This is a genomic window from Paenibacillus sp. sgz302191, from assembly GCF_057749925.1.
Genome location: NZ_JBYLHY010000054.1, coordinates 1 through 24,107, shown reverse-complemented (window position 1 = coordinate 24,107; position 24,107 = coordinate 1). Strand labels below are relative to the sequence as shown.

General features: G+C 52.3%; 23 protein-coding genes and 1 riboswitch. Of the genes, 7 read left to right on the top strand and 16 right to left on the bottom strand.

All coding sequences use genetic code 11. The annotated features are described in order from the left end of the window. Positions 1-5: 5 nt before the first annotated feature. From rpmE to rpoE, 8 genes are all read right to left on the bottom strand, one after another. Positions 6-203, bottom strand: a complete 198-nt coding sequence (gene rpmE / locus AC3G2T_RS37435; RefSeq protein WP_235120038.1) for a 50S ribosomal protein L31 — start codon at positions 201-203, stop codon at positions 6-8. Between the two features lie 112 nt (positions 204-315). Further along, positions 316-1,590, bottom strand: a complete 1,275-nt coding sequence (locus AC3G2T_RS37430) for a radical SAM family protein (protein ID WP_474687032.1) — start codon at positions 1,588-1,590, stop codon at positions 316-318. Positions 1,591-1,646: 56 nt separating this feature from the next. After that, positions 1,647-2,954, bottom strand: coding sequence for a transcription termination factor Rho (gene rho, locus AC3G2T_RS37425; protein WP_474687030.1), 1,308 nt, complete (start codon positions 2,952-2,954; stop codon positions 1,647-1,649). Between the two features lie 79 nt (positions 2,955-3,033). Then, positions 3,034-4,296, bottom strand: coding sequence for a UDP-N-acetylglucosamine 1-carboxyvinyltransferase (gene murA / locus AC3G2T_RS37420; protein WP_474687028.1), 1,263 nt, complete (start codon positions 4,294-4,296; stop codon positions 3,034-3,036). A gap of 134 nt (positions 4,297-4,430) precedes the next feature. After that, on the bottom strand, positions 4,431-5,285 hold the full coding sequence (fba, locus tag AC3G2T_RS37415) for a class II fructose-1,6-bisphosphate aldolase (protein ID WP_474687026.1): 855 nt from the start codon (positions 5,283-5,285) through the stop codon (positions 4,431-4,433). A gap of 183 nt (positions 5,286-5,468) precedes the next feature. Continuing rightward, entirely contained in the window at positions 5,469-5,861 is a 393-nt protein-coding gene (locus AC3G2T_RS37410; RefSeq protein ID WP_474687024.1) for a response regulator, read from the bottom strand. A 144-nt stretch (positions 5,862-6,005) separates the two neighbouring features. Next, on the bottom strand, positions 6,006-7,610 hold the full coding sequence (pyrG, locus tag AC3G2T_RS37405; protein ID WP_474687023.1) for a CTP synthase: 1,605 nt from the start codon (positions 7,608-7,610) through the stop codon (positions 6,006-6,008). 321 nt (positions 7,611-7,931) lie between these two features. Continuing rightward, positions 7,932-8,504, bottom strand: a complete 573-nt coding sequence (gene rpoE / locus AC3G2T_RS37400; protein ID WP_488438630.1) for a DNA-directed RNA polymerase subunit delta — start codon at positions 8,502-8,504, stop codon at positions 7,932-7,934. A 377-nt stretch (positions 8,505-8,881) separates the two neighbouring features. On the opposite strand from rpoE, the gene AC3G2T_RS37395 reads away from it, so the two are divergent. After that, positions 8,882-10,042, top strand: a complete 1,161-nt coding sequence (locus AC3G2T_RS37395; RefSeq protein ID WP_488438629.1) for a S8 family peptidase — start codon at positions 8,882-8,884, stop codon at positions 10,040-10,042. Between the two features lie 52 nt (positions 10,043-10,094). On the opposite strand, the gene argS is transcribed toward AC3G2T_RS37395, so the two are convergent. The 3 genes from argS to speE all read right to left on the bottom strand — a co-directional run bounded on the left by argS (position 10,095) and on the right by speE (position 13,982). Continuing rightward, positions 10,095-11,768, bottom strand: a complete 1,674-nt coding sequence (argS, locus tag AC3G2T_RS37390; RefSeq protein ID WP_488438628.1) for an arginine--tRNA ligase — start codon at positions 11,766-11,768, stop codon at positions 10,095-10,097. A 5-nt stretch (positions 11,769-11,773) separates the two neighbouring features. Continuing rightward, positions 11,774-12,190 carry a YwiB family protein gene (locus AC3G2T_RS37385; protein WP_474687016.1) on the bottom strand — a complete coding sequence of 139 codons (417 nt, stop codon included), beginning with the start codon at positions 12,188-12,190 and terminating at the stop codon, positions 11,774-11,776. Between the two features lie 964 nt (positions 12,191-13,154). Continuing rightward, positions 13,155-13,982: a polyamine aminopropyltransferase gene (speE, locus tag AC3G2T_RS37380; RefSeq protein WP_488438627.1), complete on the bottom strand. Its 828-nt coding sequence runs from the start codon at positions 13,980-13,982 to the stop codon at positions 13,155-13,157. Positions 13,983-14,193: 211 nt separating this feature from the next. On the opposite strand from speE, the gene AC3G2T_RS37375 reads away from it, so the two are divergent. Beyond that, on the top strand, positions 14,194-16,287 hold the full coding sequence (locus AC3G2T_RS37375) for a transglycosylase domain-containing protein (RefSeq protein ID WP_488438626.1): 2,094 nt from the start codon (positions 14,194-14,196) through the stop codon (positions 16,285-16,287). Between the two features lie 173 nt (positions 16,288-16,460). Here the strand turns inward: AC3G2T_RS37375 and AC3G2T_RS37370 are convergent, their stop codons facing one another. Next, positions 16,461-16,952 (bottom strand): YwhD family protein, encoded by a 492-nt coding sequence (locus tag AC3G2T_RS37370; protein ID WP_474687011.1) that lies wholly within the window; start codon positions 16,950-16,952, stop codon positions 16,461-16,463. Between the two features lie 153 nt (positions 16,953-17,105). Between AC3G2T_RS37370 and AC3G2T_RS37365 the strand changes: the two genes are divergently transcribed. Continuing rightward, positions 17,106-17,303 carry a hypothetical protein gene (locus AC3G2T_RS37365; RefSeq protein WP_488438625.1) on the top strand — a complete coding sequence of 66 codons (198 nt, stop codon included), beginning with the start codon at positions 17,106-17,108 and terminating at the stop codon, positions 17,301-17,303. On the opposite strand, the gene AC3G2T_RS37360 is transcribed toward AC3G2T_RS37365, so the two are convergent. The 3 genes from AC3G2T_RS37360 to AC3G2T_RS37350 are packed head-to-tail and all read right to left on the bottom strand — an operon-like array spanning position 17,300 to position 18,581. Then, positions 17,300-17,614 carry a DMT family transporter gene (locus AC3G2T_RS37360; protein ID WP_488438624.1) on the bottom strand — a complete coding sequence of 105 codons (315 nt, stop codon included), beginning with the start codon at positions 17,612-17,614 and terminating at the stop codon, positions 17,300-17,302. The genes AC3G2T_RS37365 and AC3G2T_RS37360 overlap by 4 nt on opposite strands. Positions 17,615-17,630: 16 nt before the next feature. Next, positions 17,631-17,990, bottom strand: a complete 360-nt coding sequence (locus AC3G2T_RS37355; RefSeq protein WP_488438623.1) for a DMT family transporter — start codon at positions 17,988-17,990, stop codon at positions 17,631-17,633. A 6-nt stretch (positions 17,991-17,996) separates the two neighbouring features. Then, positions 17,997-18,581, bottom strand: coding sequence for a TetR/AcrR family transcriptional regulator (locus AC3G2T_RS37350; RefSeq protein WP_488438622.1), 585 nt, complete (start codon positions 18,579-18,581; stop codon positions 17,997-17,999). A gap of 138 nt (positions 18,582-18,719) precedes the next feature. Between AC3G2T_RS37350 and AC3G2T_RS37345 the strand changes: the two genes are divergently transcribed. The 4 genes from AC3G2T_RS37345 to AC3G2T_RS37330 all read left to right on the top strand — a co-directional run bounded on the left by AC3G2T_RS37345 (position 18,720) and on the right by AC3G2T_RS37330 (position 22,927). Further along, entirely contained in the window at positions 18,720-20,720 is a 2,001-nt protein-coding gene (locus AC3G2T_RS37345; protein WP_488438621.1) for a M1 family metallopeptidase, read from the top strand. A 15-nt stretch (positions 20,721-20,735) separates the two neighbouring features. Next, positions 20,736-21,554, top strand: coding sequence for a hypothetical protein (locus tag AC3G2T_RS37340; RefSeq protein ID WP_488438620.1), 819 nt, complete (start codon positions 20,736-20,738; stop codon positions 21,552-21,554). A gap of 200 nt (positions 21,555-21,754) precedes the next feature. Further along, a riboswitch (cyclic di-AMP (ydaO/yuaA leader) is annotated at positions 21,755-21,892 on the top strand. A 3-nt stretch (positions 21,893-21,895) separates the two neighbouring features. Then, entirely contained in the window at positions 21,896-22,369 is a 474-nt protein-coding gene (locus AC3G2T_RS37335; RefSeq protein WP_488438619.1) for a C40 family peptidase, read from the top strand. A gap of 123 nt (positions 22,370-22,492) precedes the next feature. Then, positions 22,493-22,927, top strand: a complete 435-nt coding sequence (locus AC3G2T_RS37330; protein ID WP_488438618.1) for a hypothetical protein — start codon at positions 22,493-22,495, stop codon at positions 22,925-22,927. A 149-nt stretch (positions 22,928-23,076) separates the two neighbouring features. On the opposite strand, the gene AC3G2T_RS37325 is transcribed toward AC3G2T_RS37330, so the two are convergent. Beyond that, on the bottom strand, positions 23,077-23,742 hold the full coding sequence (locus AC3G2T_RS37325) for an HD-GYP domain-containing protein (protein ID WP_488438617.1): 666 nt from the start codon (positions 23,740-23,742) through the stop codon (positions 23,077-23,079). Positions 23,743-24,107: the final 365 nt, after the last annotated feature.

The following is a 24,107-nucleotide window of genomic DNA, read 5'->3' as shown; positions in this document are numbered from 1 at the left end:
GCCAATTAGATGCCGTATTTCTTTTTGAATTTGTCGACACGACCGCCTGCATCGATAAACTTTTGTTTACCGGTGAAGAACGGATGGCAGTTCGAGCAGATCTCTACGCGGAGATTTTGCTTGATGGAGCCTGTCTCAAATACATTACCACATGCGCAAGTCACTGTGGTTACATGATAAGTAGGATGGATCGCCTCTTTCATGCTTGTTCACCTCTTTCCGCCCTGAATCATTTGCTGAAACAGAGTTATCTAGTCACACGATGGTCATTATATCATATAGAAAAGATGTGATGCAACAGAAAATCGCGTTCACTCAAAGCTTGCCCGATGCGGCTTTTCCGCTGCTGTAAAACTCGGGCGTATGGGTATAGGAACCGATCACGACATCAGGCAGTTCTTCCTGAAAAATTTCGATCATCTGCTTCATGCCGAGGAGTTCTCCCTGCGCTTTGGGAATGATGCTCAAGTAGCTCTCGGGATCGATATTCAAATTGCGCAGTTGGATCAGCTTTAAGCCTGTCCGCCGCGCAAAGTCGATCATCGCTTCGATCTCTTCCTCGCGGTCCGTCACGCCCGGAAACACGAGATAGTTAATCGAGGTAATAACCCCTTTATCGCTCGCATAGCGGAGCGACTTCTCGACGTTCTTAAGCGTATAGGCACGCGGCTTGTAGTATGCGTTATAATGATCGTCCAGCGCGCTGATGGTGCTGACCCGCATCAGGTTAAGCCCCGCGTCCACAATGCCGCGGATATGATCCGTGAGACCGGCGTTCGTGTTGATGTTGATGTAACCCATCTGTGTCTGCTGACGCACCTGTTTGATCGCTTCGATGATCAGGGCGGCCTGCGTGCTCGGCTCCCCTTCGCATCCTTGGCCGAAGCTGATAATGCTCTCCGGCGTGCGCAAATGCTCAAGCATAATCTGCACGATCTCTTCCACATTCGGCTTGAAGTTCATCCGGGTCTGCGGGGCTGGAAAGCCGCTGTCATCCGGCTGCTCGGAAATACAGCCGAAGCAGCCCGCGTTGCAGGAGTAAGAGACGGGAACGGCTCCCTCCCAGCGCTGCAGGAATGTGTTGGATGCGGTCAAGCATTCGTAGCCTAACGCGCAATTGGAGAGGTGCTGATACAAGCGGTTCTCGGGATACTTGGCAACAAGCCGGTTCACCTGCACCTCAAGCTCCTCGGGGTCGCAATGGACCGGATTCCAGAAGTACGGGTTGTCGCTTTGGCGGGCCGCTACGTAGAATCCGTCTTCTTTCCATACGACTGCCGTATATCCGAACAAGGGCAGCGCCTTTGTTTTATCCGACTTGATGTAGCCGGGCAGCAGCAGTCTTGTGAATCCTTGCGGGAGCAGCGCCCCTACGGCATGGTAGTCGCCCTCGACCAGCTTCATGTCACCGGTGTCCGCATCGATGCCGACGGGACGTGTAAAAGGGAGACTAACGAGCGTAGCGCCTTCAGGAAGAGGAATCAGCTCTTCGTCCAAAATTTCCGTTATCATTTCTGCATTGCGTCCGAGCGCAAGAAAGTCGGGATGATCGAATACGTTGCCCTGAGCGTCTGCATAAACCAAATTCATAAGGGTACTCCTTAAGATTTCTTTAGAAAAGCCGCTTCATACGCATGCCACTCTCGTTATGAAGCCGAGTTTTTGACTTTCCCCTTGTTGTTCCCGCCCGTACTTGATCCTGAGGACGACGACGGGGAGGCGAGCGAATCCAAAAACTCCTGATTTGTCTTGGTATCGGCCAGCTTTTTGATAAAAGCTTCCGTATATTCGTGCGAGTCGTTCATGCCTTTGCGCAGCGCCCAAATTTTTTCCAGCTCTTCCTTGCCGAGCAGCGCTTCTTCGCGGCGCGTACCCGAGCGGCGGATATCGATGGCCGGGAAAATACGGCGTTCCGCCATTTTGCGGTCCAGATGAAGCTCCAGATTCCCCGTCCCTTTGAATTCTTCATAGATGACGTCGTCCATCCGCGAGCCCGTCTCCACAAGCGCCGTAGCGAGAATCGTCAAGCTGCCGCCTTCCTCGATGTTCCGGGCAGCCCCGAAAAAGCGCTTGGGCCGGTGGAATGCACCGGGATCGATACCGCCGGAGAGCGTTCTGCCCGTAGGAGGCACCACAAGATTATAAGCCCTGGCCAAACGCGTGATGCTGTCCAGCAAAATAACTACGTCTTTCTTATGCTCAACAAGACGCATAGCGCGCTCAAGCACCAGTTCGGCGACCTTAATGTGGTTTTCCGGCAGTTCGTCGAATGTGGACGCTACCACTTCCCCTCTGACCGAGCGCTGCATATCGGTAACTTCCTCGGGACGCTCGTCGATCAGGAGAACAAACAATTCGATATCGGGGTAATTGGTGGAGATGCTGTTGGCGATTTCCTTAAGCAGCAACGTTTTGCCTGCTTTTGGGGGGGCTACGATCAAGCCGCGTTGTCCGAGTCCGACAGGAGCTAGCATATCCATAATACGAGTCGAAAGCTTGTTAGGGGTTGTTTCGAGTATAACCCGGGTTTGCGGATAAAGCGGGGTCAGCGCCGGAAAGTGCAGCCGCTCGGATGCCGTTTCCGGCTTCTCCCCATTCACGGCCTCTACCTGCAGAAGACCGAAATAGCGCTCGTTCTCTTTAGGCGGCCGGCATTTCCCCGACACGACATCGCCGGAACGCAGATCGAATTTACGGATCTGGGATGCGGAGATGTAAATGTCCTCAGAGCTCGGCAGGTAGTTGATCGGCCGTAAGAAGCCGAAGCCTTCCTGCAAAATTTCGAGGACGCCTTGCATGAACATCAGTCCGCTCTCCGCTGCTTGAGCGCGTAAAATTGCAAATATAAGTTCTTTTTTCTTAAGCTGTCCGTAGTAGGGAATCTGATGTTTTTTTGCCAGCTTATACAAATCGGTTAACTTCAATGCTTCAAGCTCAGCAAGATGCATACTCATTAATTTCAACCACCAAACTATTAAATTTTCTATGAATATCCAGAAATGTAGTAGCTAGCATTGCCTAGCTGAAGGATATTTATTCCTCGGCTTCACGCCATACCTCCGCTCCGAGCGAAGACAGGTTGAAAACCAGGTTCTCATAGCCTCTGTCGATAAATTCGACTCCGGATACTTCAGTGATGCCGCCGCTCATGACGCTTAGTCCGGCAATAACCAGCGAAGCGCCGGCACGAAGGTCGGTCGCCTTCACTTTCGCCGAGCTGAGCTGCGATCCCTCAATGATCGCCGAACGGCCTTCCACTTTCATTCTCGCACCCATGCGCACGAGTTCAGGTATATGTTTAAAACGATTGCTGTATACATGATCGGTCAAAATGCTCACGCCGCGCGCCTGACAGAGCAAGCTGGCCATCGGAGATTGCAGATCCGTCGCGAAGCCGGGATATACCAGCGCTTTTACATCCACGCTCTCATATTCAGGCTGGCCTACGACACGAATCGATTCATCCATTTCGTAAATATGCACGCCCATCTCCTGCAGCTTGGCAGTCAGAGCTTCCATGTGCTTGGGAATGACATTGTCTACCGTAACGTCTCCGCGCGTCGCCGCTGCGGCAATCATATATGTTCCCGCCTGAATGCGGTCCGGAATAATCGAATGACGGCAGCCATGCATCTCCGTAACGCCTTCGATACGGATCGTCTCCGTACCCGCTCCTTTGATTTTGGCTCCCATGGAATTGAGCAGTGTTGCCACATCTATAATTTCAGGCTCTTTGGCCGCGTTTTCAATCAAAGTGGAACCTTTGGCGCGCGATGCCGCCAGCATAATATTGATCGTGGCGCCTACGCTGGCCATATCCAGATAAATTTTCGCTCCGCGGAGCTCCTTGGCACGTATTTTCAATGCGCCGTTTTCGTTGCTGACGACCGCTCCGAGCGCTTCGAAGCCTTTAATGTGCAAATCGATAGGTCGGGGTTCGAAATTGCAGCCCCCCGGAAGTCCGATGGTCGCCTCTCCGAATCTGCCAAGCAAAGCGCCCATTAAATAATAGGAGGCTCTCAGCTTCTTCACTTTGCCGTTCGGCATCGGAATGGATCTCATTACGCTTGGATTAATGGTCATCCTGTCTTCGTGCCAATCAATGGAAGCTCCCAAATCTGTCAAAATTTCTGTATATGTAGCCACATCGCTAAGATGAGGCAGATTATCCAAAGTTACTGGCGATTCCGCAAGAATAGCAGCAGGAATCAAAGCCACGGCGCTGTTTTTGGCACCGCTGATTTGAACCGTTCCCCGCAGCGGCCGGCCTCCGACCACCATTAATTTTTCCGACATGTTTTCTTCTTCCCCCTACATCAGGTACATTCTTGCTGTGCGCGGGCTGGACGCACTAATCCCTTGAACAAAAACAGAAGAGGGAAACGCATCGATAATCGATAGCATTTCCCACAAGATCTATAAAGTTGGAATTAAGCTTGGTTGCTGCTTCCGAACAGTTCAATTTTGGATTTTACCACGTCGATCATGGCTTTACGGGCAGGGGTGAGATATTTGCGAGGATCGTACACTTTCGCATCTTTGTTCAATACTTCGCGAATAGCTTCGGTACAAGCAACTTGGTTCTCCGTGTTCACATTGATTTTGCCAACGCCTGCTGCGATCGATTTGCGGATCATTTCGTCAGGTACGCCCGAACCGCCGTGCAGTACGACAGGTACAGGAATCGCTTTGGATACTTGCTCGATGATGTCGAAATGAATGTTAGGCTCGCCGGCGTACATGCCGTGTGCGGTACCTACGGCAATCGCGAGGCAGTCAACGCCTGTTTCTTCATAGAAGCGGATCGCTTCTTCCGGTTTAGCCAGGTTAGCATGCTCTTGATCTACGCTGATGTCGTCCTCGACGCCGCCGATAGTACCCAGCTCGCCTTCCACGGATACGCCCATAGCGCGCGCCGCTTTTACGACTTCTTTGGTCAAGCGGATATTTTCTTCGAACGAATAGTGCGATCCGTCGAACATAACGGAGCTGAATCCCGCACGGATACATTTCATTGCCACTTCAAAGGAGCTGCCGTGATCCAGGTGCAAAGCGATAGGCAGACCGGATTTCTTAGCTGCCGCTTCGGCGATAGCTACTGTAAACTCGATACCCATGTATTTCAGTGCGCCTTCGCTAACACCGTAAATAAACGGGGATTTCAGTTCGATTGCAGCTTCCACGATCGCTTGTGCAAATTCAAGGTTGTTCATGTTGAACTGGCCGACCGCGTATTTGTTCGCTTTCGCTTTCGGTAAAAATTCATTCATTGAGACCAATGCCATGATTCTCTTCCTCCTAGTACCTTTGGTAGTAGATGCGTGTGTATACCGCTCTTTGTCATACTGACATATTATAGCACATATTTGATTAAATGATAAACAAGCCCGGCGCTTTTTAAGGAAATTCTAAGCTGGGAGGCCTATCTTCCAAAAGTTCCCGATTGTAATAAAAAAAGACCCTAATATTTAGGATCCCACAGCAAAACCGCTGCTTGATTCATTGTTCAGCTGTCTGTTGACAGCCAAGCGGAGCTCGTCAATATCGAAAGGTTTCGTAAAATGCATAATCGCTCCAAGATCGGTCGCTTCTTTAATCATATCAAGTTCGCCGTACGCGGTCATCATAATGACTTTGATGGACGGATCGATCGCTTTCAAATGCTTGAGAATATCGAGTCCGTCCATGCCGGGAATTTTCATATCGAGCAGTACAAGGTCAGGAGAGGAATTTTTCACAATTTCCAAAGCCAGTTTTCCATTCGATGCCTGATAGGTATCGTATCCTTCGTTGCTGAACACTTCCATTAAAAGTACGCGAATTCCGTTTTGATCGTCAACAATCAACACTTTCTTCTTCATAAGCCCGGTTCCCTCCCGAAAACGAATAACGATTGCCCCATTACTATGGTTGTATCATATTCGCTACTCGTTCTCAATATCCTTCCTTAATCGAAAAGTTTATTGCAAACTTTTACAAAAAAGTACTTTTGCAGGAGGGATGTCTTAGCGGCTAAGCTGCAAAGCGGCTTTTACGAACTCGCGGAACAACGGCTGCGGACGGTTCGGACGCGAAGTGAACTCCGGATGGAACTGAACCGCAAGGAACCACGGATGATCCGGAACCTCGATCATTTCCACCAGTCTTCCGTCCGGCGACGTGCCGGAGATGCGGAGGCCCGCTTTTTCAATCAGCTCGCGGTATTCGTTATTGAACTCGTACCGGTGGCGGTGTCTTTCATAGACCAGCTCGTCGTTGTAGGATTTCGCCGCCAGGGAGCCGGGAACAAGCTTGCAAGGATATAGGCCGAGGCGCATCGTGCCGCCCAGATTTTCAATGTCCTTTTGCTCGGGCAGCAGGTCGATCACCGGATACGCCGTAGTCGGATTGATCTCCGAGCTGTTCGCGCCGTCGAGGCCCGCAACCGTGCGGGCGTATTCGATAACGGCAACCTGCATGCCCAGGCAGATGCCGAAGAACGGAATTTGCTGCTGGCGCGCATAGCGGATCGCGGACACTTTGCCTTCGATACCCCGGTCGCCGAAGCCGCCCGGAACGAGAATGCCGTGAACGCCTTCCAGCAGCTCGTGAACGTTATGGTCGTACACTTCCTCCGCATTCACCCAGCGGATGTTCACTTCGGCATCGTTGTCGATACCCGCATGGCCGAGCGCTTCGACGATGCTGAGATAAGCGTCGTGCAGCGCGACATATTTGCCCACGATGGCGATTTCCGTTTTTTGTGAGAGCGATTTGACGCGGCGAACCAGATTTTCCCACTCGGTCATATCCGGCTGAGCGTTCGTTTTTAATTGGAGATGCTTGCACACGTAGTCGTCGAGACCTTGTTCGCGCAGCATCATCGGCACTTCATAGAGCGTCTCCGCATCTTTGCACTCAATGACCGCCGCCGGATCGATATCGCAGAACAAAGCGAGCTTGCGCTTCATGTCTTCCGTCAGGGAGTACTCCGTACGGCATACGATTACATGCGGCTGGATGCCCAATCCGCGCAGTTCCTTGACGCTATGCTGCGTCGGCTTCGTCTTCACTTCGCCGGCCGCTTTGATGTAAGGAATGAGCGTCACATGAATGTACATGACATTCTCGCGCCCGATGTCGTTTTTCATTTGACGGATCGCTTCCAGGAACGGCAAGCTCTCGATATCGCCGACAGTACCGCCGATTTCCGTGATGACCACATCGGACTGCGCTTCCCGTCCGGCGCGCAGCACCCGATCCTTGATCTCGTTGGTAATGTGCGGAATCACCTGCACCGTACCGCCCAAATACTCGCCTCTGCGCTCTTTGGTAATGACGGAGGAGTACACTTTGCCTGTGGTGACGTTGGAGCTTTTGGACAAATTAATATCGATAAAACGCTCATAATGGCCCAAGTCCAGATCCGTCTCCGCGCCGTCGTCGGTTACGAACACTTCCCCGTGCTGGTAAGGGCTCATCGTTCCCGGGTCTACGTTAATGTACGGGTCGAACTTTTGAATCGTAACCTTCAGACCCCTGTTTTTGAGAAGTCTCCCTAAGGAAGCTGCAGTAATCCCCTTTCCGAGAGAAGACACAACCCCTCCCGTAACGAAAATATATTTTGTCATTTATGTAGCCCTCCTTAAAGTTTTCGCCAGAAAACTGGCATCGTAAGCATAAAAAAAATATTAGCACAGGCAGGCCGTCTTTCATCGAAAACGCGCTGCTGCAAGAAGCGCATCCGACATGCAAAAACCGCGACAGCACCTGATTTCTAGTTTCTGCAAAATCATCATTTTCATGAACACCGGTCAAAAACGGCCAATAAAACAAAAAAAGTGACACCCGTAGTGACGGGGGCACTTTTCGAACGCATCAGCGATTTGTTAAGTTTCTTTTAAAGCCCATGCAATAGTTTACTCTGAACGAATGGCGGATGTCAAGACAAGTTATTTCTCATCTTCTTCCTCATCGTCGAAATCGGATTCTTCCTCTTCTTCATCCAGATCTTCTTCGAGCTCTTCGTCCGTTTCCTCAATCTCGGCGTCGCCCAGATCCTCTTCTTCAATCTCTTCGTCCTCGAAGAATTCGGAATCCTCCTCCACCTCTTCTTCGGAATCAGCGCCAAACGCATCGTACTCGTCTTCCTCTGCGTATGTATCTTCTTCTTCCTCCGCATAGATGTCCTCGTCGAGATCGTCGTCTTCGTCGTTGATGATTCTCGGACGCTTCGCGTTGCCGACCGAATCCTCGGATTTCTCCACCGGATACCAGCGTTTCAGTCCCCACAGATTGGAGCCTACGCAAGCAAACCGGCCGTCGATATTGATTTCCGTATATAATTGGGCGATCACCTGCATGACATCCTGCTCGGACAACCCTTTAATTTTAGCAATTTCCATCATCAGGTCACGGTAATAAAACGGCGTGTTCGCCGATTTCAGCAATTCAAACGCCAAATCCACCATCGGCATTTCGCGCGCCTGCTCTGCATTGATTTTGAGTGTGTACTCGCTACTCATCTAAGGCACATCCCTTCGACCTTCTTCTCAAGTTCTTCTATCTACCTTATCCAATATCTTCATTAAGTAAAACCTATTTCTCCTAAAAATGCAACTATCCACTGCGGGATTGACGCCTGAAAATAAAACCAAGCGAAGGTCCCCCTTCGCTTGCGACTGTATCCTCGGGAATCAGCACGCGAATCACGGCCGGCTCCGCCACCTGAGAAAGAGACACTCCTGCTGCGCCTCTCTCTTCATCCTATGTCGCATCTAAGCATCTGACACGGCTTCGCACCTAATTATTTGCGAAAAAGGCGATGACACGGTCATGCCGGAAGACCTGTACATAGGATAGGGAAGATTCGAATCTATGCTGTAACGGGGGGATGGCATCCATGGATTCGGCCACCTTTCTTCACCTGCTTCATGAGGAGATCGGCCTCGCGAAAGAAGCCGGCAAAAAGCAAATTATCCATTTCCCGTCAGCTAAGGATTACAATATCTGCAGCGAGCAGTTGAAACGGATGAAATCCCGGCTCCCCAATCTCGCCGAAGTCCGCGACCTTCGCATCATTCATGCATTTTCCTGCGTGCTGCCCGAAGACTCCAGGCTCAGGGAAGCGCCGCAAGTGGACGACATCGAGGAAGATACGACAGTGACGGTTCATCAAGCCGTCGGCAAAAAAGCGTCTGTAAAACGAGGAAATGCGTTTACAGGATCGCAAACGATCCCCTGGGGCATCGATCAGATCAACGCACCGGATGTGTGGAACAAGTCCACCGGCCAACGGATCCGCATCGGCGTCATCGATACCGGAATCGACTACAGCCATCCGGACCTGCGCAATTCCATCGACAAAGGCATCAACATGCTGAACCGGAGCATGCTGCCCATAGACGATAACGGTCACGGAACGCATATCGCCGGCACCATCGCCGCCGCCAGCAGGTACAACGGGATTGTCGGCGTAGCTCCCAGGGCGATCATTCACCCGGTAAAAGCTTTCGATTACAACGGCAGCGCCTATGTATCCGATATTGTCGCCGCCATCGACTGGTGCGTTCAAAACGCTCTTCACATTATCAATATGAGCTTCGGCATGAAGATGTACAACCGTTCCCTGGAATACGCGGTGCTCAATGCCTATTATAAAGGGACAATCATCGTCGCCTCGTCGGGCAACGACGGAAAGCGCAAAACGATCGATTTTCCGGCGCGCTTCCAGCAAGTTGTCTCCGTAGGCGCTACGACGCGGGCTCTCAAAATCGCTCCCTTCAGCAACCGGAGCAAGCAAATCGATGTGTACGCGCCGGGCGAGCATATATATTCCGCCTGGCTTCAGGGCAAATACAACGAGCTCAGCGGCACCTCGATGGCCACCGCACACGTCAGCGGCGTCGTCGCCTTGATGCTGGCCATCAAGCCGAATCTGCGGCCGCTGCAGATCAAAAACATCCTGAGGCGCAGCTCCAGCAGCCTCGGCAAACGCACCAGCAGCGGCGCATGGCAGCCCGGGCAGCTCAATGCCCGGCGCGCGATCAACGCGCTGAAATAACAACAGGCCCCGATCGTCGTCGGGGCCTGTTGTATGGCCGGCGGAGCGGAAGCTACATCCGCTCCGGCGCGCTGACGCCAACGGCGCGAAGCACGTTGGCGAGTGTAGTGCGCACCACGCCGAGCAGCGCCAGGCGCGCTTGCGTCTGGGCCGCGTCGTCGGTGATGACGCGCTCGGCTTTGTAATAGCTATGAAACTGGCTCGCCAGTTCATAGACATAGCGGATGAGCCGGTGCGGCGCATACTGCTCGGCCGCGACGGCGACCTCCTCGGGGAGTTCGCCGATTTTGCGCAGCAGATCGAACTCCGCCTCCGCTGTGAGGCGGGAGAGGTCGACCTGCTGCAAAGGCAGCAGCCGGGCGCCCTGCTCTTCCGCCTGGCGGAAGATGCTGCAGATCCGCGCGTGCGCGTACTGCACGTAGAACACCGGATTCTCGTTGGATTGGGATACCGCGAGATCCATGTCGAAATCCAGATGCGAGTCCATGCTCCGCATCGTGAAGAAATAGCGGATCGGGTCGACGCCCACCTCGTCCATGAGGTCCTCCATCGTGACCGCTTTGCCGGTCCGCTTGGACATTTTCACCTTTTCCCCGTTCTGGAAAAGGCTCACCATCTGCGCGATCAGCACGACGAGCCTGTCCGCTTCGAAGCCAAGCGCCGTCATGGCCGCCTTCATCCGCGGGATGTAGCCGTGGTGGTCGGCGCCCCAAATGTTGATCAGGCGGTCGTAGCCGCGCTGGAATTTGTTGCGGTGGTACGCGATATCCGGCGTCAAATACGTGAAGGAACCGTCGTTTTTGATCAGAACGCGCTCTTTATCGTCGCCGAAAGGCGTCGTGCGCAGCCATGTCGCGCCTTCCTCTTCGAAAATATGCCCCTTGTCCCGCAGCTCCTGCAGCACGCCCGGAATCAGATTGTTCTCGTAGATCGACGTTTCCGAGAACCATTCGTCGAATTGAACGCCGAAGCGTCCGAGATCGCGCTTGATTTTATCTAATTCCTTTTCCAACCCGTAGGTGCGGAAATAAGCCCGGCGCTCGTCCTCCGGCATGCTGAGCAGGCTGTCGCCTTTGTCAGCCGCAAGCTCGGCTGCAAAGCCTTTGATATCTTCGCCGTAATAGCCGTCATCCGGCATTTCGGCTTCCCGGCCGAGCGCCTGGAGATAACGGGCTTCGATCGATTTGGCCAGGTTCAGCACCTGGTTGCCGGCATCGTTGATGTAATACTCGCGGGTAACGTTGTAGCCCGCCAGCTCAAGCACGTTGCACAGCGCGTCGCCGACAGCCGCTCCGCGGGCATGTCCCAAATGCAGAGACCCCGTTGGATTCGCGCTGACGAATTCCACCTGCACCTTGAGGCCTTGTCCGATATTGACGGAACCGAAGCGCTCACCCTGGCGCTGAACTTCGCCGATGATCGGGTACAAGTAGCTTTTGTTCATTTTGAAATTGATGAATCCCGGCCCTGCAATGTTCGCTTCGGCAATGTGCGCTTTTTCCTTGTCCAGATGCGCGATGATCTGCTCTGCGATCTGCCGCGGATTTTGCTTGGCGATACGGGTAAGCTGCATGGCTGCATTCGTGGCGAAATCGCCGTGCGCCTTGTCTTTCGGAACTTCCAGCACCATGTCGGGAATCTGGGAAGCCTCCACGATGCCTGCCGCCGTTATCGCGTCCTGAATCGCCTGCTTGACGACTGTTTTCACTTCATTAAGAATATCCATCGGTATTACCCCTCCTGAATCAAAAGCTTGATCCGATAATGTCCTGCATGCTCTCCTGACGCATATAAATCATAGCTCCACGATACCGTTCCGATTCCGGCGCGAATATCTTGCGATAGCTCATGAGTCTTCATTTCAAGTTCCATTCTGCCTTGAGCGGTCTGGTAAAAGCCGATCCGTTTCTCCCCCGGCGCAAAAGTCTGCTCCGCCCGCACATCTCCCTGCCGGATAATCCGAACCTCGCCGGCTTCCAGCCTAAGCAGCGTCACGGTGCGCCCCAGCTCGGAAGGAGGCTCTTCGTACCGAATGTATACGTGCTCTCCCTTAAAATAGAGATCGCCTTCCATCGATTGCTTCGTCGTCCGGCCGCCGCTTCGGCTTTCGAGGCGGAGCCGTACTCTCTGCTTGGCGTTAGCCGTCATGCCTCACGTTCTCCTGTCCCTTGTTCCTTACGCCCTATGTCAAGATAAGGCAAGTTAGCTATTAGTGTATAATATAAGGTCTGCGAATTCAATCCGTCGCTGACGTTATTCCGTTTGTCGACACGTACAGTAACTGACGGACTGGTCACCCTGCGTACTGGCTGGGGCGGGTCGGTGGGTCGGCGCGGCCGCACCGTCTTGTAGCTCCCGGCGCGCGGTGCGCTGCAAGACGGCGGCCGGTCGACCGCATGCCGGTAAAACGGCAGGGGCCGCCTGCGGGAAGCCGCAGGGAGCACGCTTGTGAAAAGTTTCGGATGCGCAGACACTTCCGTTTTGAGCATTTGCCCGTCTCGGCCTTTGTCGAAAAACGCAGCAGCTGCGTCATCACTAGCTCCACGCTGAAAACCTGCAAAAGTGCAGGCTTTTGCCCTTCGATACGCTTGCAGCGCAAAATTCCTGCAAATGTGCAGGCTTTTCTAGCCAAAAGTAAGTTTCGGACCTCTTATGACAGGAATTCCTGCACAATTGCAGGCTTTTCCCTCAAACAGGCCGATTCCTGCGAAAAAGCCTGCACTTTTGCAGGTTTTCGGGCTCGGGTGGGCCCAGGGGGCTCGGAGGGTGAGCTCAGGTGGGCCCAGGAAAGCTCGGTAGGGTTCGGCGGGGCTCACAAGAGCGCTTTCGCGGGTGTAGCAGGGAGCAATACCGGTACTCTCGCCGGACGCTTCCTCTTCCGCATTCCGCTGCTGGTACTCGCGCTAGACGCATCCGCCTCCTCGTCCGCTGCCGGTACTCACGCTGGACACGCCCGCGTTCCGCTATCGGCGCTCGCGCGGGATGCGCCCCGGCAGCAGGCGGCTTTAGCGCCTGCCTTGCCGCTTACGCTCGCCCAGCCTTTCCGCCGACGCTCAAAAAAGCCGTCTTCCGCTTCTGCGATCGAGAAGTGTCGGACGGCTTTTTCTATGGTTTACTTCACTAAATCTTCTACGAACTTAGGCAGTACGAAAGCTGCTTTATGCAGGCGCGGCGTGTAGTATTTGGTCGGGAATTCCGGGATGGAAGACTCTTCCACTTGAAGCGGATCATGCGTTTTGCTGCCCATTGTGAACGTCCACAGACCGCTTGGGTACGTAGGAATGTTGGCGCAGTATACGCGCACGATCGGGAAAATTTCTTTGACATCGCGGTTGACGGTTTGAATCAGGTCGGCTTTGAACCAAGGGTTGTCCGTCTGCGCGACGAAAATGCCGTCTTCTTTTAACGCGTCATAGATGCCTTGATAAAATCCTTTGGTGAACAGCTCCACAGCAGGGCCTACCGGCTCCGTGGAATCGACCATGATTACGTCGTATGTGTTTTTGTGGTCGTGAATGTGCATGTAGCCGTCGTTCACGATCACTTGTACGCGAGGGTTATCCAGTTCGCCGGCGATTGTCGGCAAATATTTTTTGGAGTACTCGATCACTTTGCCGTCGATATCGACAAGCACGGCTTTTTTCACTTTCGGATGCTTCATGATCTCACGGATGACGCCGCCGTCTCCGCCGCCCACGACGAGCACTTGCTCCGGGTTCGGGTGAGTGACGAGCGCAGGATGCGCCACCATTTCGTGATAGACGAACTCGTCTTTGACCGTAGTCATGACCATTCCGTCCAGCACGAGCATCGTTCCCCATTCTTCGGTTTCGATCATAGCAAGATCCTGGAAATCGGTTTGTTCTCTTACATAAGTTTCTTTAATTTTCGCAGTAATGCCGAAGCTGTCCGTTTGCTTCTCCGTGTACCATAATTCCATGTTCATGCCTTCTTTCTATTCTATATTTGGATAAAATAAGCTCCATGATCAGTGTTCCCATTGTATTATAGTGCATTACCTCTAAAATGCAATGTTTTCCTCGTCTTTTCCCCGTTATTTTAAAAAATATTTACAATTGCTTGAATACGCCGCGCCAAGCTTTTCCATACTGCATAATAGAGGTTTTGTTCAACGAAAGGGGTACGAGGGAATGACCGATAACAAACGTCCGCCGTCAGCGGGCTCGCCTATCCCGCCCAAAAACAAGGAGCTCCCGTCGATCCGCTGGATGCGCCGCATCAAAAAGATGTTCTCATTCCTGTTTTCGTCCGTCATTCTTTTGCTCGTGACGGCAGCCATAGGGCTGCTGTATTTGCGTACGCAGACGCTGCCTGTCACCAAAATGCTGCAAACGTCGCAGATGTACGACGCTCACGGCGAGCTGATCGATACGTTCTATACGGGCCAAAATCGGGAGATTGTCAGTCTGAAAGACATTTCCCCTAATCTCATTAAAGCTACGCTCGCCGTCGAGGATCAGCATTTTTACGATCATTTCGGCGTTGATGTGAAGGCGGTGGCCCGGGCGGCGGTCGTCAACGTGCAGCACATGGCGAAAGTTCAAGGCGCCGGAACGATTACCCAGCAGCTCGCCCGGAATTTATATTTGAACCACGACCGCACTTGGGCGCGCAAAATCAAAGAAACTGTCTTTGCCATTCAGATGGAAATGCAGCTTAGCAAGGACCAGATTCTGGAAAATTATTTGAATCAAATTTATTACGGGCACTCGTCTTACGGCATTGAAACCGCCTCGGAGTTGTTTTTCGGCAAGCATGCAAGCGAATTGACGCTGGCGGAAAGCGCCCTGATCGCAGGCGTCCCCAAAGGGCCGCGTTATTACTCGCCCTATTACGATCTGCAAAATTCGCTGGACCGGCAAAAAGTGGTGCTGCAAACGATGGTCCGCGGCGGTTTCATTACCCAGGAAGCGGCGGCGGCCGCAGCCAAGGAAAAGCTGGCCATACAGCCGCTCTCCAAGAAAAAAACCGCGGCGGCCCCGTATTTCCGCGATTATGTGCGCTCCATCGCCACCGACAAACTCGGCATAAGCGAAGAACAATTCGATCAAGGCGGCATAAAAATTTACACAACTTTAGACATGAACGCGCAAAAGACCGCTGAAGAAGTCATCGCCAAACAGTTGGACAAATACCCGGACATCCAGGCAGCGCTTGTCGCCATCGATCCCCGTACGGGTGCGGTTAAAGCGATGGTCGGCGGCCGCGACTACTCGGAGAACCAGTTCAACCGCTCGCTTTCCAATACGAGGCAGCCCGGTTCTTCGTTTAAGCCGTTCGTCTATACAGTGGCGCTGCAAAACGGGTATACGCCCGTAAGCCAGGTCAAGAGCGAGCCTACTGTGTTTACTTACGACGAAGGCAGGCAGACGTATACGCCGCGTAATTTTAACGATCAATACGTGAATGCCAATATCGACATGCGCCAAGCGATATCGAAGTCCGATAACATCTACGCGGTGCACACCATTCTCGATGTGGGGCCCGCCAAAGTGATCGATCTCGCGCGTAAGCTGGGCATCGACAGTGCTATGAAGCCGCTGCCTTCTTTGGCGCTCGGCTCCTTTCCGGTCAGCCCGATCGAGATGGCCTCCGCTTTCGGCACGATCGCCAATCAGGGCGTCCATTTCCAGCCGACGGCTATCGAGCGGATTGAGGATGCGAACGGCAATATTCTTTATCAGTCGCAGACTGTGCCGGAGAAAGTCATTGACCCGCCCGTCGCTTACGTCATGACTAGTTTGATGGAAAGCGTGTTTGATGAAGGCGGCACGGGGAACCGGGTCGCCGGCACGATCAAGCGTCCGATCGCCGGCAAAACAGGCACGACGGACACCGACGCCTGGATGGTCGGGTTCACGCCCGAGCTCGCGACCGCAGTCTGGGTCGGCTACGACAAGGACCGGACTATCGGCAATGTCGAGTCCCATCTGGCTTCGCCGATTTTCGCCGAGTTCACCGAGCAGACGCTGGACGCGATCCCTCCGAAGCTGTTTCCGATTCCGGAAGGGGTCACTACCGTCTACATCGATCCGGCTACCGGCAAGCTGTCCAACGAGGACTGCCCGAACTCCCGCATGGAGGCGTTCCTGGCCGGCACGGAACCGAAGACGTACTGCACGGGCAAACCGGCCAAAGAAACGGCCGGCGACGGCAAGAAGGAAGAACCCAAAGGCAAAAACAGCTCCTGGTGGAACGATTTGAAACGCTGGTGGAACGACTAGGAGGGCCGTCCTCAGACAACACAAAAAGGCAGAACTAAGCGCGTCTTAGTCTGCCTTTTTGCTGTCCTAGTATATGGTGTAACATACACTAGGGTTTAGTATACCCGGTTCACTCTACCGTCACAATGGATGACACATAAAGTTCACATTTGCCGAAGCGCCACCCGGAAGCTTTATGAAAGCGTATCCTTGAGGCTTTGGTCCGACCGGTTCCACCACTCTGCATTATGGGCGACTAAACTGTTTTTGAGCGCTGCCTTCTCCTCATCGCTCAAGCCGTCGAAAATAAATTTCCGCTTCATCGCGGCGTCCATCTTGTTGACGTGATCGGCGAGGATTTTCCAGCCTCTGCGCGCTTCGGTATCAATCAGCATTTCGCAAGCCGTCATGCCCGCATAATAAGCCCCTTCTTCCGTGCGGTCCACCGCTACCCAGACGATCCAGCATTTGCGGCCGTTCGGCACATCTTCCTTGTTCGTCGAGAACTTGATGCCTTTCTCGATTTTACTTTTGGCGTGCAGCGTCCCTTCGTCCAAATAAGCTTCCCCGCCATCGATGATGATGCCGGAAACGTTGCTAAGGTCGATCGAGCCTGCGCCAAACCCTTTGTGATTCGTCTTGGAGTTAACTATATTTAAAGCCAGCTTCTTTTTATCAGCTTCCATATTCGGTCACCTTCCTGCCTTCCTCTGTATAAACATTCCTTTGCTTTATTGTAGCCAAAGTAACCGGCAAGAACAAGATACGGGCCAAATTCTCGGCCAAGACCCATTTAAACATGTTAAAATAAGTCTATTCTGTTTCCGCGAGGTGAACCCATGTCTTGGAAAACGTTATTTGACTCGGACAATATGCGCATCTTCATTGATAATAAAGAACACACGGTGAATATCGAATGTGTAGAGGATAGCGTCAACTCGAATTATGTCACTGTAAGGCTCAAAAACAAGACTGACATCGATCGCATCATTGAAGCGCTGGAAGCCTCCAAAGCGTATCTGGGCGACGGCAATTAGGAAACCAGCTTCAAGCCGACGGTGGAACACATAATGATCGCGATAAACAGCAGCCTGCGCACATCTTTCGATTCGCCATGTACCAACATGCCTGTAATCGTGACGCCTACGGTGCCGATTCCCGTCCATATGCCGTACGCGGTTCCCATCGGGATGGTCTGCAGGGCAATCGACAGCAAATAGAAGCTCATGCCCAGACCGAAGATCACCAGCAAAATTCCTTTTACACTAAATCCTTTGCTAAGTTTATTGAGTCCCATTACGCTAAATATTTCCCCTAAACCCGACACGACCAGCAATAACCATGCCATGACCAATCGGCCTCCTTTAAACCTGATGTTTCTCCTGATGATGACCCCGGGCGTCGCCGGCCGCATGCGTGACCTTTTTCAACCCGATGATCCCGGTGAGCAGCAGCGCAACCAACAGCAGCTTATACACATTCACAGGCTCATGGAAAAATAACATCTCCGTCAGCACCGTTCCTATCGTACCGATTCCCGTAAATACCGCATAGACCGTGCCGGTCGGCAGCATCGCGCATGCTTTGAGCAGCAGGAAAAAGCTGAACGATATGAACGCAATCACGATCAGCCACTCCCACCACAATTCGGAGTATTTCAAACCGGTGACCCAGAATATTTCTATAATGCCTGCTATGACAACATACAGCCAATATTTATTCATGTCCCTTCACTCCTTGCCGCAGCGTAATCCTGCGATAAAAAACTCCCACACAAATTGCTTCCGCTTGCGGAATTCGGCTTCTTCATACAGCTGAAACTCCATGTACAGACCGTCCACCGCGCAGTAAAAAGCCGCCACGAACGCCTCGGGCTCCATCCGCCGGAATTGTCCGGCCGCAGCGCCCGCCTCGTATATCCGGATCAGGCTGCTCGTCATGTCGCTCTCCCCTTGAAGAAAAGGCTTCAGCAGCTTCTCCTTCAGCGCCTCCGGCGGGAAAAAGATAAACCGCTTGTAAAACAAATGATAACGGTCATTGCCGATCGTATCCGTAACGTGGCGAAAATAGAGCCGGATCTGCCGCTCGGGATCGGCATCGGTTTCCTTACCGTATTGGTCGCGCATGACATACACGTAATTATTAATCACTTCTTCGGTCACTGCGAAGAACAGATCTTCCTTGGAAGCGTAATGCGCGTAGATGGATGGCGTCTTAATGCCTACTTTGCGGGCAATATCGCCTAGCGTCGTCTTCTCATATCCCTGACTTGCGAACAATTCAAGGGCAGCCTCTCGTATGCTTTCAGCACTCATCGCTTTCACTCCCTAACTAATATTAGTTAGGCGAACTATAGCTCTTTCATGCGAAAAAAGCAATTTTCTCTTTTCAGAAATAATACCCGGGTTGTCTACATATACATGCTGTAGATGCTTGTCAACGGGGTGAATATCATGAATCCATTGTTCAAAAACCGCACGGTGCAGTGGGCCTTCGTCGTGCTGCTCGCCGCAGGTGCAGTTCTGCTGTCCGAATCGCTCCTCCCATCCACTTTCAAGCCCGCGATACCTGCAGCGCTCGAAGAACCGGCTCCGCAGACGCCGGCCAAGCAGCAGCCCGAATCCGCCCAAGCACCGGAGAAATCGGCTCCCGAACCGCTCAGTTACCGAATTGCCGAGTATCACATGAACGTGGAATATGCGGCCGACACCAGGCAAATTAAAGGACAGCAAACGATAACCTGGGAGAACCCGGGCGGTACGCCTGTGCAAGAACTGTATTTGCATTTATATCCGAATGCGTTCCAATCCAAGAAGACGACTTTTATGCGCGAGTCGGGAGGCAAACTGCGTCAAGACAAAGCGAAAGCCGACAGCATCGGCAGCATGGAGCTTTTATCGGTCAAAACTTTGGACGGCAATGACTTAAGCATGCGCATGGAGTTTGTTCAGCCCGATGACGGCAATAAGGACGACCATACCCTGCTTAAGCTGCCTCTGCCCAAAGCGGTGGGCCCCGGCGAGCGGGTCACGTTCAAAACGGAGTTTCTCGTCAAGCTGCCCGCAGCCTTCGCGCGAATGGGTTATGTCGGCGATTTCGTCATGGCCGGACAGTGGTTCCCCAAAATCGCCGCGTATGAGCCGGCGGGAACAAGAGGCCGCACGGCCGATGGCTGGAACCTCCATCAGTACCATGGCAACTCGGAGTTTTACTCCGATTTCGGCATCTATGACGTTGTTATCAAAGTGCCGTCCAACTATATTGTCGCCGCGACGGGGTTCCCTGTAAAACCCCCGGTGTCGGACAGCAACACGAAAACCTACCAGTTTTACGCCGAGGACGTGCACGATTTCGCCTGGTCGGCTTCGCCGAACTTCGTATACGTGGAAGAGCCGTTCGCCACGGCGCAGGTACCCGGTGTCAAAATCAAGCTCTACCTCGACCCGAAGCATCAAAATTTAAAAGACCGCTACATGTACGCGGCCAAAAAGGCGCTTTCCCGCTTCAGCCAGTGGTACGGTACGTACCCTTACTCCACGCTCTCCATCGTCGTCCCTCCGGAAGGCGGCAACGGCGCAGGCGGGATGGAGTATCCGACCTTGGTCACCGCATGGGGAGCCAGCGACAAGAAGCCCGATTTGGAGCTGGAACGGGTGGTCGTTCATGAAATCGGCCATCAATTTTTTTACGGCCTCGTCGCTTCCAACGAGTTCGAAGAAGCTTGGCTGGACGAAGGCTTCACCTCCTACGCGGAGGACAAAGTCATGGAGGCGGAATACGGCGTTTCGCCGAATCTGCCTGTAGAGGCCAGCTATGTGACCTCGCCCAACGCGCTTAAACTGAATGCCTGGGATTACAAAGGGCATGGCGAATATGCGGATAATGTGTACATACACGGCAAGCTGGTGCTGAAAGCCATCGAAAAGCAGGTCGGCGCCAAGACGATGGACCGCATCATGACGACCTACTTCCACCGCTGGGAGTTCAAGCATCCTTCGACCAAAGATTTTCAACATGTTGTGGAGGAAGTCACCAAAGCGAAATGGGACGATTTTTTCAACCAGTATGTGTACGGCAGCATGATGATGGACTTTGCGGTTGATCGGATTCAAGTGAAGCCTGCGGCACTGGCAGACGGCAAACCCGGATATGAGAGCACCGTGCTGATCTCCAAACGGGGTGGCAATTCCCCGGAGGTGCCGATTCAATTCCATTTTACCGATGGCACCGTACTGGATAAGGTCTGGAACGGCGCGGAGAGCAGCATCGAGTACAAGTTGACGAATGCGGCTCCCGTCGAGTGGGTTCGCATCGATCCGGGCTATTCGCTCGTGCTGGAAAATAAGCATATCAACAATTTCATGTCGGCCCGGATAGACCCCAAATGGAAAATACGTTTGAACCTCGGCATCATTCAGCTTTTACAAACGATCTCCGGCTGGGTAGCCTGGTAGAAAGGAGAACGCTGCATGACTCTTTATATGAAGTCCGGCTATCGGGCGGCGCTGCGGCAGCCTTTTGCGGTCATCATGCTGTTCCTGTATCAAATGGGTTGGGGAGCCCTCCTCTATAAAATGGTGCAATCGGTGCTCGTGCCGCTCATGCATCGCTTTCCGGGAAACGGCCAGCCCAAGCAGACGCTGCATTTGTTCCTGGCCGAAAGCCAGTTTCAACTGCTCAAAACGGACCTGAGCCATTCCTATTTATGGTGGCTGGCGGTGCTTCTCGCTAGCCGCATGCTGCTTACGCCGCTGCTGAACGCCGGCATCTACTATTCGCTGATCCACACCGACCAAAATGCGGGATACCGCTTCTTTAAAGGCATATCGGAGATGTGGCTCTCCTTTTTCCTCTGCTACGCAGTACGGATCGCGCTGACACTGCTTCCCCTCGCCTGGCTGATCCCGGAGGCCGAGTCGATCTTTGCGCAAAGCGGATCTTACGAGAACGCCGCCGTTGACATGCTGCCATGGCTGGCCGGAATGCTTGCATACGGATTTCTCATGCATCTCCTCTTCATGCATCTGCAGTTCGCGCTCGCTGCCGGAAGCGGAATTCTCTCCACCCTGCTCGCCTTTGTCCGGCACCTGCTTCCTATCGTCGGCATCGCTCTGCTGCTTTTGATCGGGTCGGGACTATTGACGGGTGTCAGCGTCATCGCTTCCTACATCTGGGCAGGTCTGATTGCCCTTCTCATTTATCAGCTGTTCCCGCTTTTCAACATATTTTTGCAAATGTGGGTACTAGCCTCTCAATATCAGTTGTGGTCCGCCAAAGCAAATTCGTAGCGAACGCCCGCCGCTCTCTAAATCTATGAGCAATATTCAGCGAAAAACGCCCAAATATCGGAAAATATGCTCAAGCCCCTGAAAAAGGGGCTTTTTTTTGTCTATTTTCCGAACTATTTCACATATTTTTATAGAATAGTGCACTTGGAAGGAGGATTTTAGATATTTATGCCGAATCCTAAGCACTAGGAAAAATAAACCAACATTTCATGCCGAATTCCCGATTTTTTGGGAAACGGGGGAACCATTCCGGGTGAATTGATCTCGCAACACAGGGATCATAGGGAACCTTCAACCGAACCCTCCAGCTAACCTCGTAGGCACCGGAAGGAGACAAGCAGTTGAAAAAGGTTGTTGCTCTCGTTGTCAGTCTTGTTTTGTGTTTGAGTATTGGTGCAGGAAGTGTTTTCGCAGCACAATCCACTTTGGATGAAACGGTTGACGGATTGCTCGGAACTCCGTACAAGTATGCGGGTACGACAACGAAAGGCTTTGATTGCTCCGGATTTACCGCTTACGTGTTCGCGCAATTCGGTATCGACCTTCCCCATAGTTCCAAAGCTCAAGACGAAGAAGGCATCTGGGTTGATAAAAAGGACTTGCGCAAAGGCGATTTGGTCTTTTTCAACACAGACGGCAAAGGTATTTCTCACGTAGGCATCTATTTGGGAGACGGTGAATTCATTCACTCGGCTACCGATAAAGGTGTTATGAAGAACAAACTAAGTGAGTCTTATTACTCCAAACGGTACGTATCGGCCCGCCGCGTTTTGTGGGACGATATTTACAACCAACTGACTGCTGAATCCAAGTAATTCGATTAATTTACGCGAAAAAAGCCCCGGCAAAGCACGGCTCGTTTCTTGAGCGGCTTGCAGGGCTTTTTTCTATTCTAAACCATAACCTTATCTGCCGCGTCCAATAGATGAGGTGATGAAATGAACAAGACGAAAAAAAGCCGGCAGCGGCAGTTGGCCTGCTTGCTGGTCAGCAGCGCGCTGACGCTGGCTTTGGCAGCCTGTGGCAGCGATGCCCCCTCCGGGAATAACAGCGCGAAGACGCCGGAACCGTCAGCAGCGGCCAGTCCGGCAGTCAGCCCGACAGTTACTCCTGTCCCGTCCGCAACGACGCAGGCGGATGCAGCAGCCGTGAAAAAAGGAACGGGACGCTATGTAGGCCTGGCCGATCCGCGTACGATCGAGCTTATCGTGAACGAGAAAGCCGCCGCTTTCCAGTTGGGAGACGGTACGGCAGATGCCGTGCAAAAGTTCAAGAAAGACGATCAGGTAGAGTTTGAATATAAAGAACAAGCCATAGAAGGCGACGCTTCGCTTAAACAGCTCATTTTAACCAAAATCGCTAAAAAACAGTAGCTCTCTTTGCGCAAAAAAGAATCCCTCCGACTGTCCTTTCGGGAAAGTCCGGGGGGATTTTGTTCGGAAGCGCCGCGCCGTCGGCTTATTTATTGACATAGACGCCTGTTTAACGTTAATATCGAGTCGTTGCCGCCGTCTCGGCCGGTTTATTTGAATGGATATACGTCCGGAAACGATTCGGACAAACTTAAAAAGAGGGCTACATAGTCCGGGTCAAACTGCGTCCCGCTGTGTGACAAAAGTTCTTGTACCGCCGTGTTGATCGATAAGCCTTTGCGGTACGGACGGTCGGAAACCATGCTGTCGAAAGCATCGATAATTGCACAAATCCGGGCAAAAGCAGGAATGTTCTCGCCGCTTAGTCCGCTGGGATACCCTTGGCCGTTCCAGCGTTCGTGATGATACAGAATGATTTCCGCGATCTTCGGGTCCAAATCGGTGAACGCCATCATCATGTTGGAGCCCAAAACGGGATGCTGCTGCATAATTTTCCATTCCTGGTCGGTGAGCGCCGAATCCTTCAACAGAATTTGATCCGGTATTAACAGCTTACCGATATCGTGCAAGCAGCCTCCCTGGATTAACTGACGCGTTTGTTTTTCGTCCAATTGCAGAAGACTTGCCATCATCTTGCATAATTTTCCCACCCGCAAACTATGCTCGTATGTATTTACATCTTTCTTCAAAAGCAGAAGCAGTTTGTCTACATACAACAAATCTTTCACATTAGCCCACCTCTTTATCCCCCTGGAGCGGCTTAAACCAAGGACGGGTTCTTTTTCATACAAACAGCGGCGGGGGGATGAATACATAACTGTCACATCCAATCATTCACAATACTCAGCGTCGTCCCTAACAAATAAAAAAGATGGAATAAACCTCCGAAAACAGAGGGACCCCATCTTTTTTTTGTGGGAACCGGCTGACATAAGTTCCGTCAGAATAACCGTCATTGCCCCTTAAGTTTTGTGCGCCCGTCGTTCCAAAGGCATGCTTTTGATCTTTTTTACATAAAATCCCTTGCAAAACTATAGCTTTCTCTTATGCTGTAAATAGGGGTTCGCACAATTATCGTTGTTCGACAATTACAAAGAAATTTCTTCTTAATTTTCTTTAATTCTACAGGCTATTCATTAATGAGTATTATAATAAATACCATATCATAATACAAGAGTAC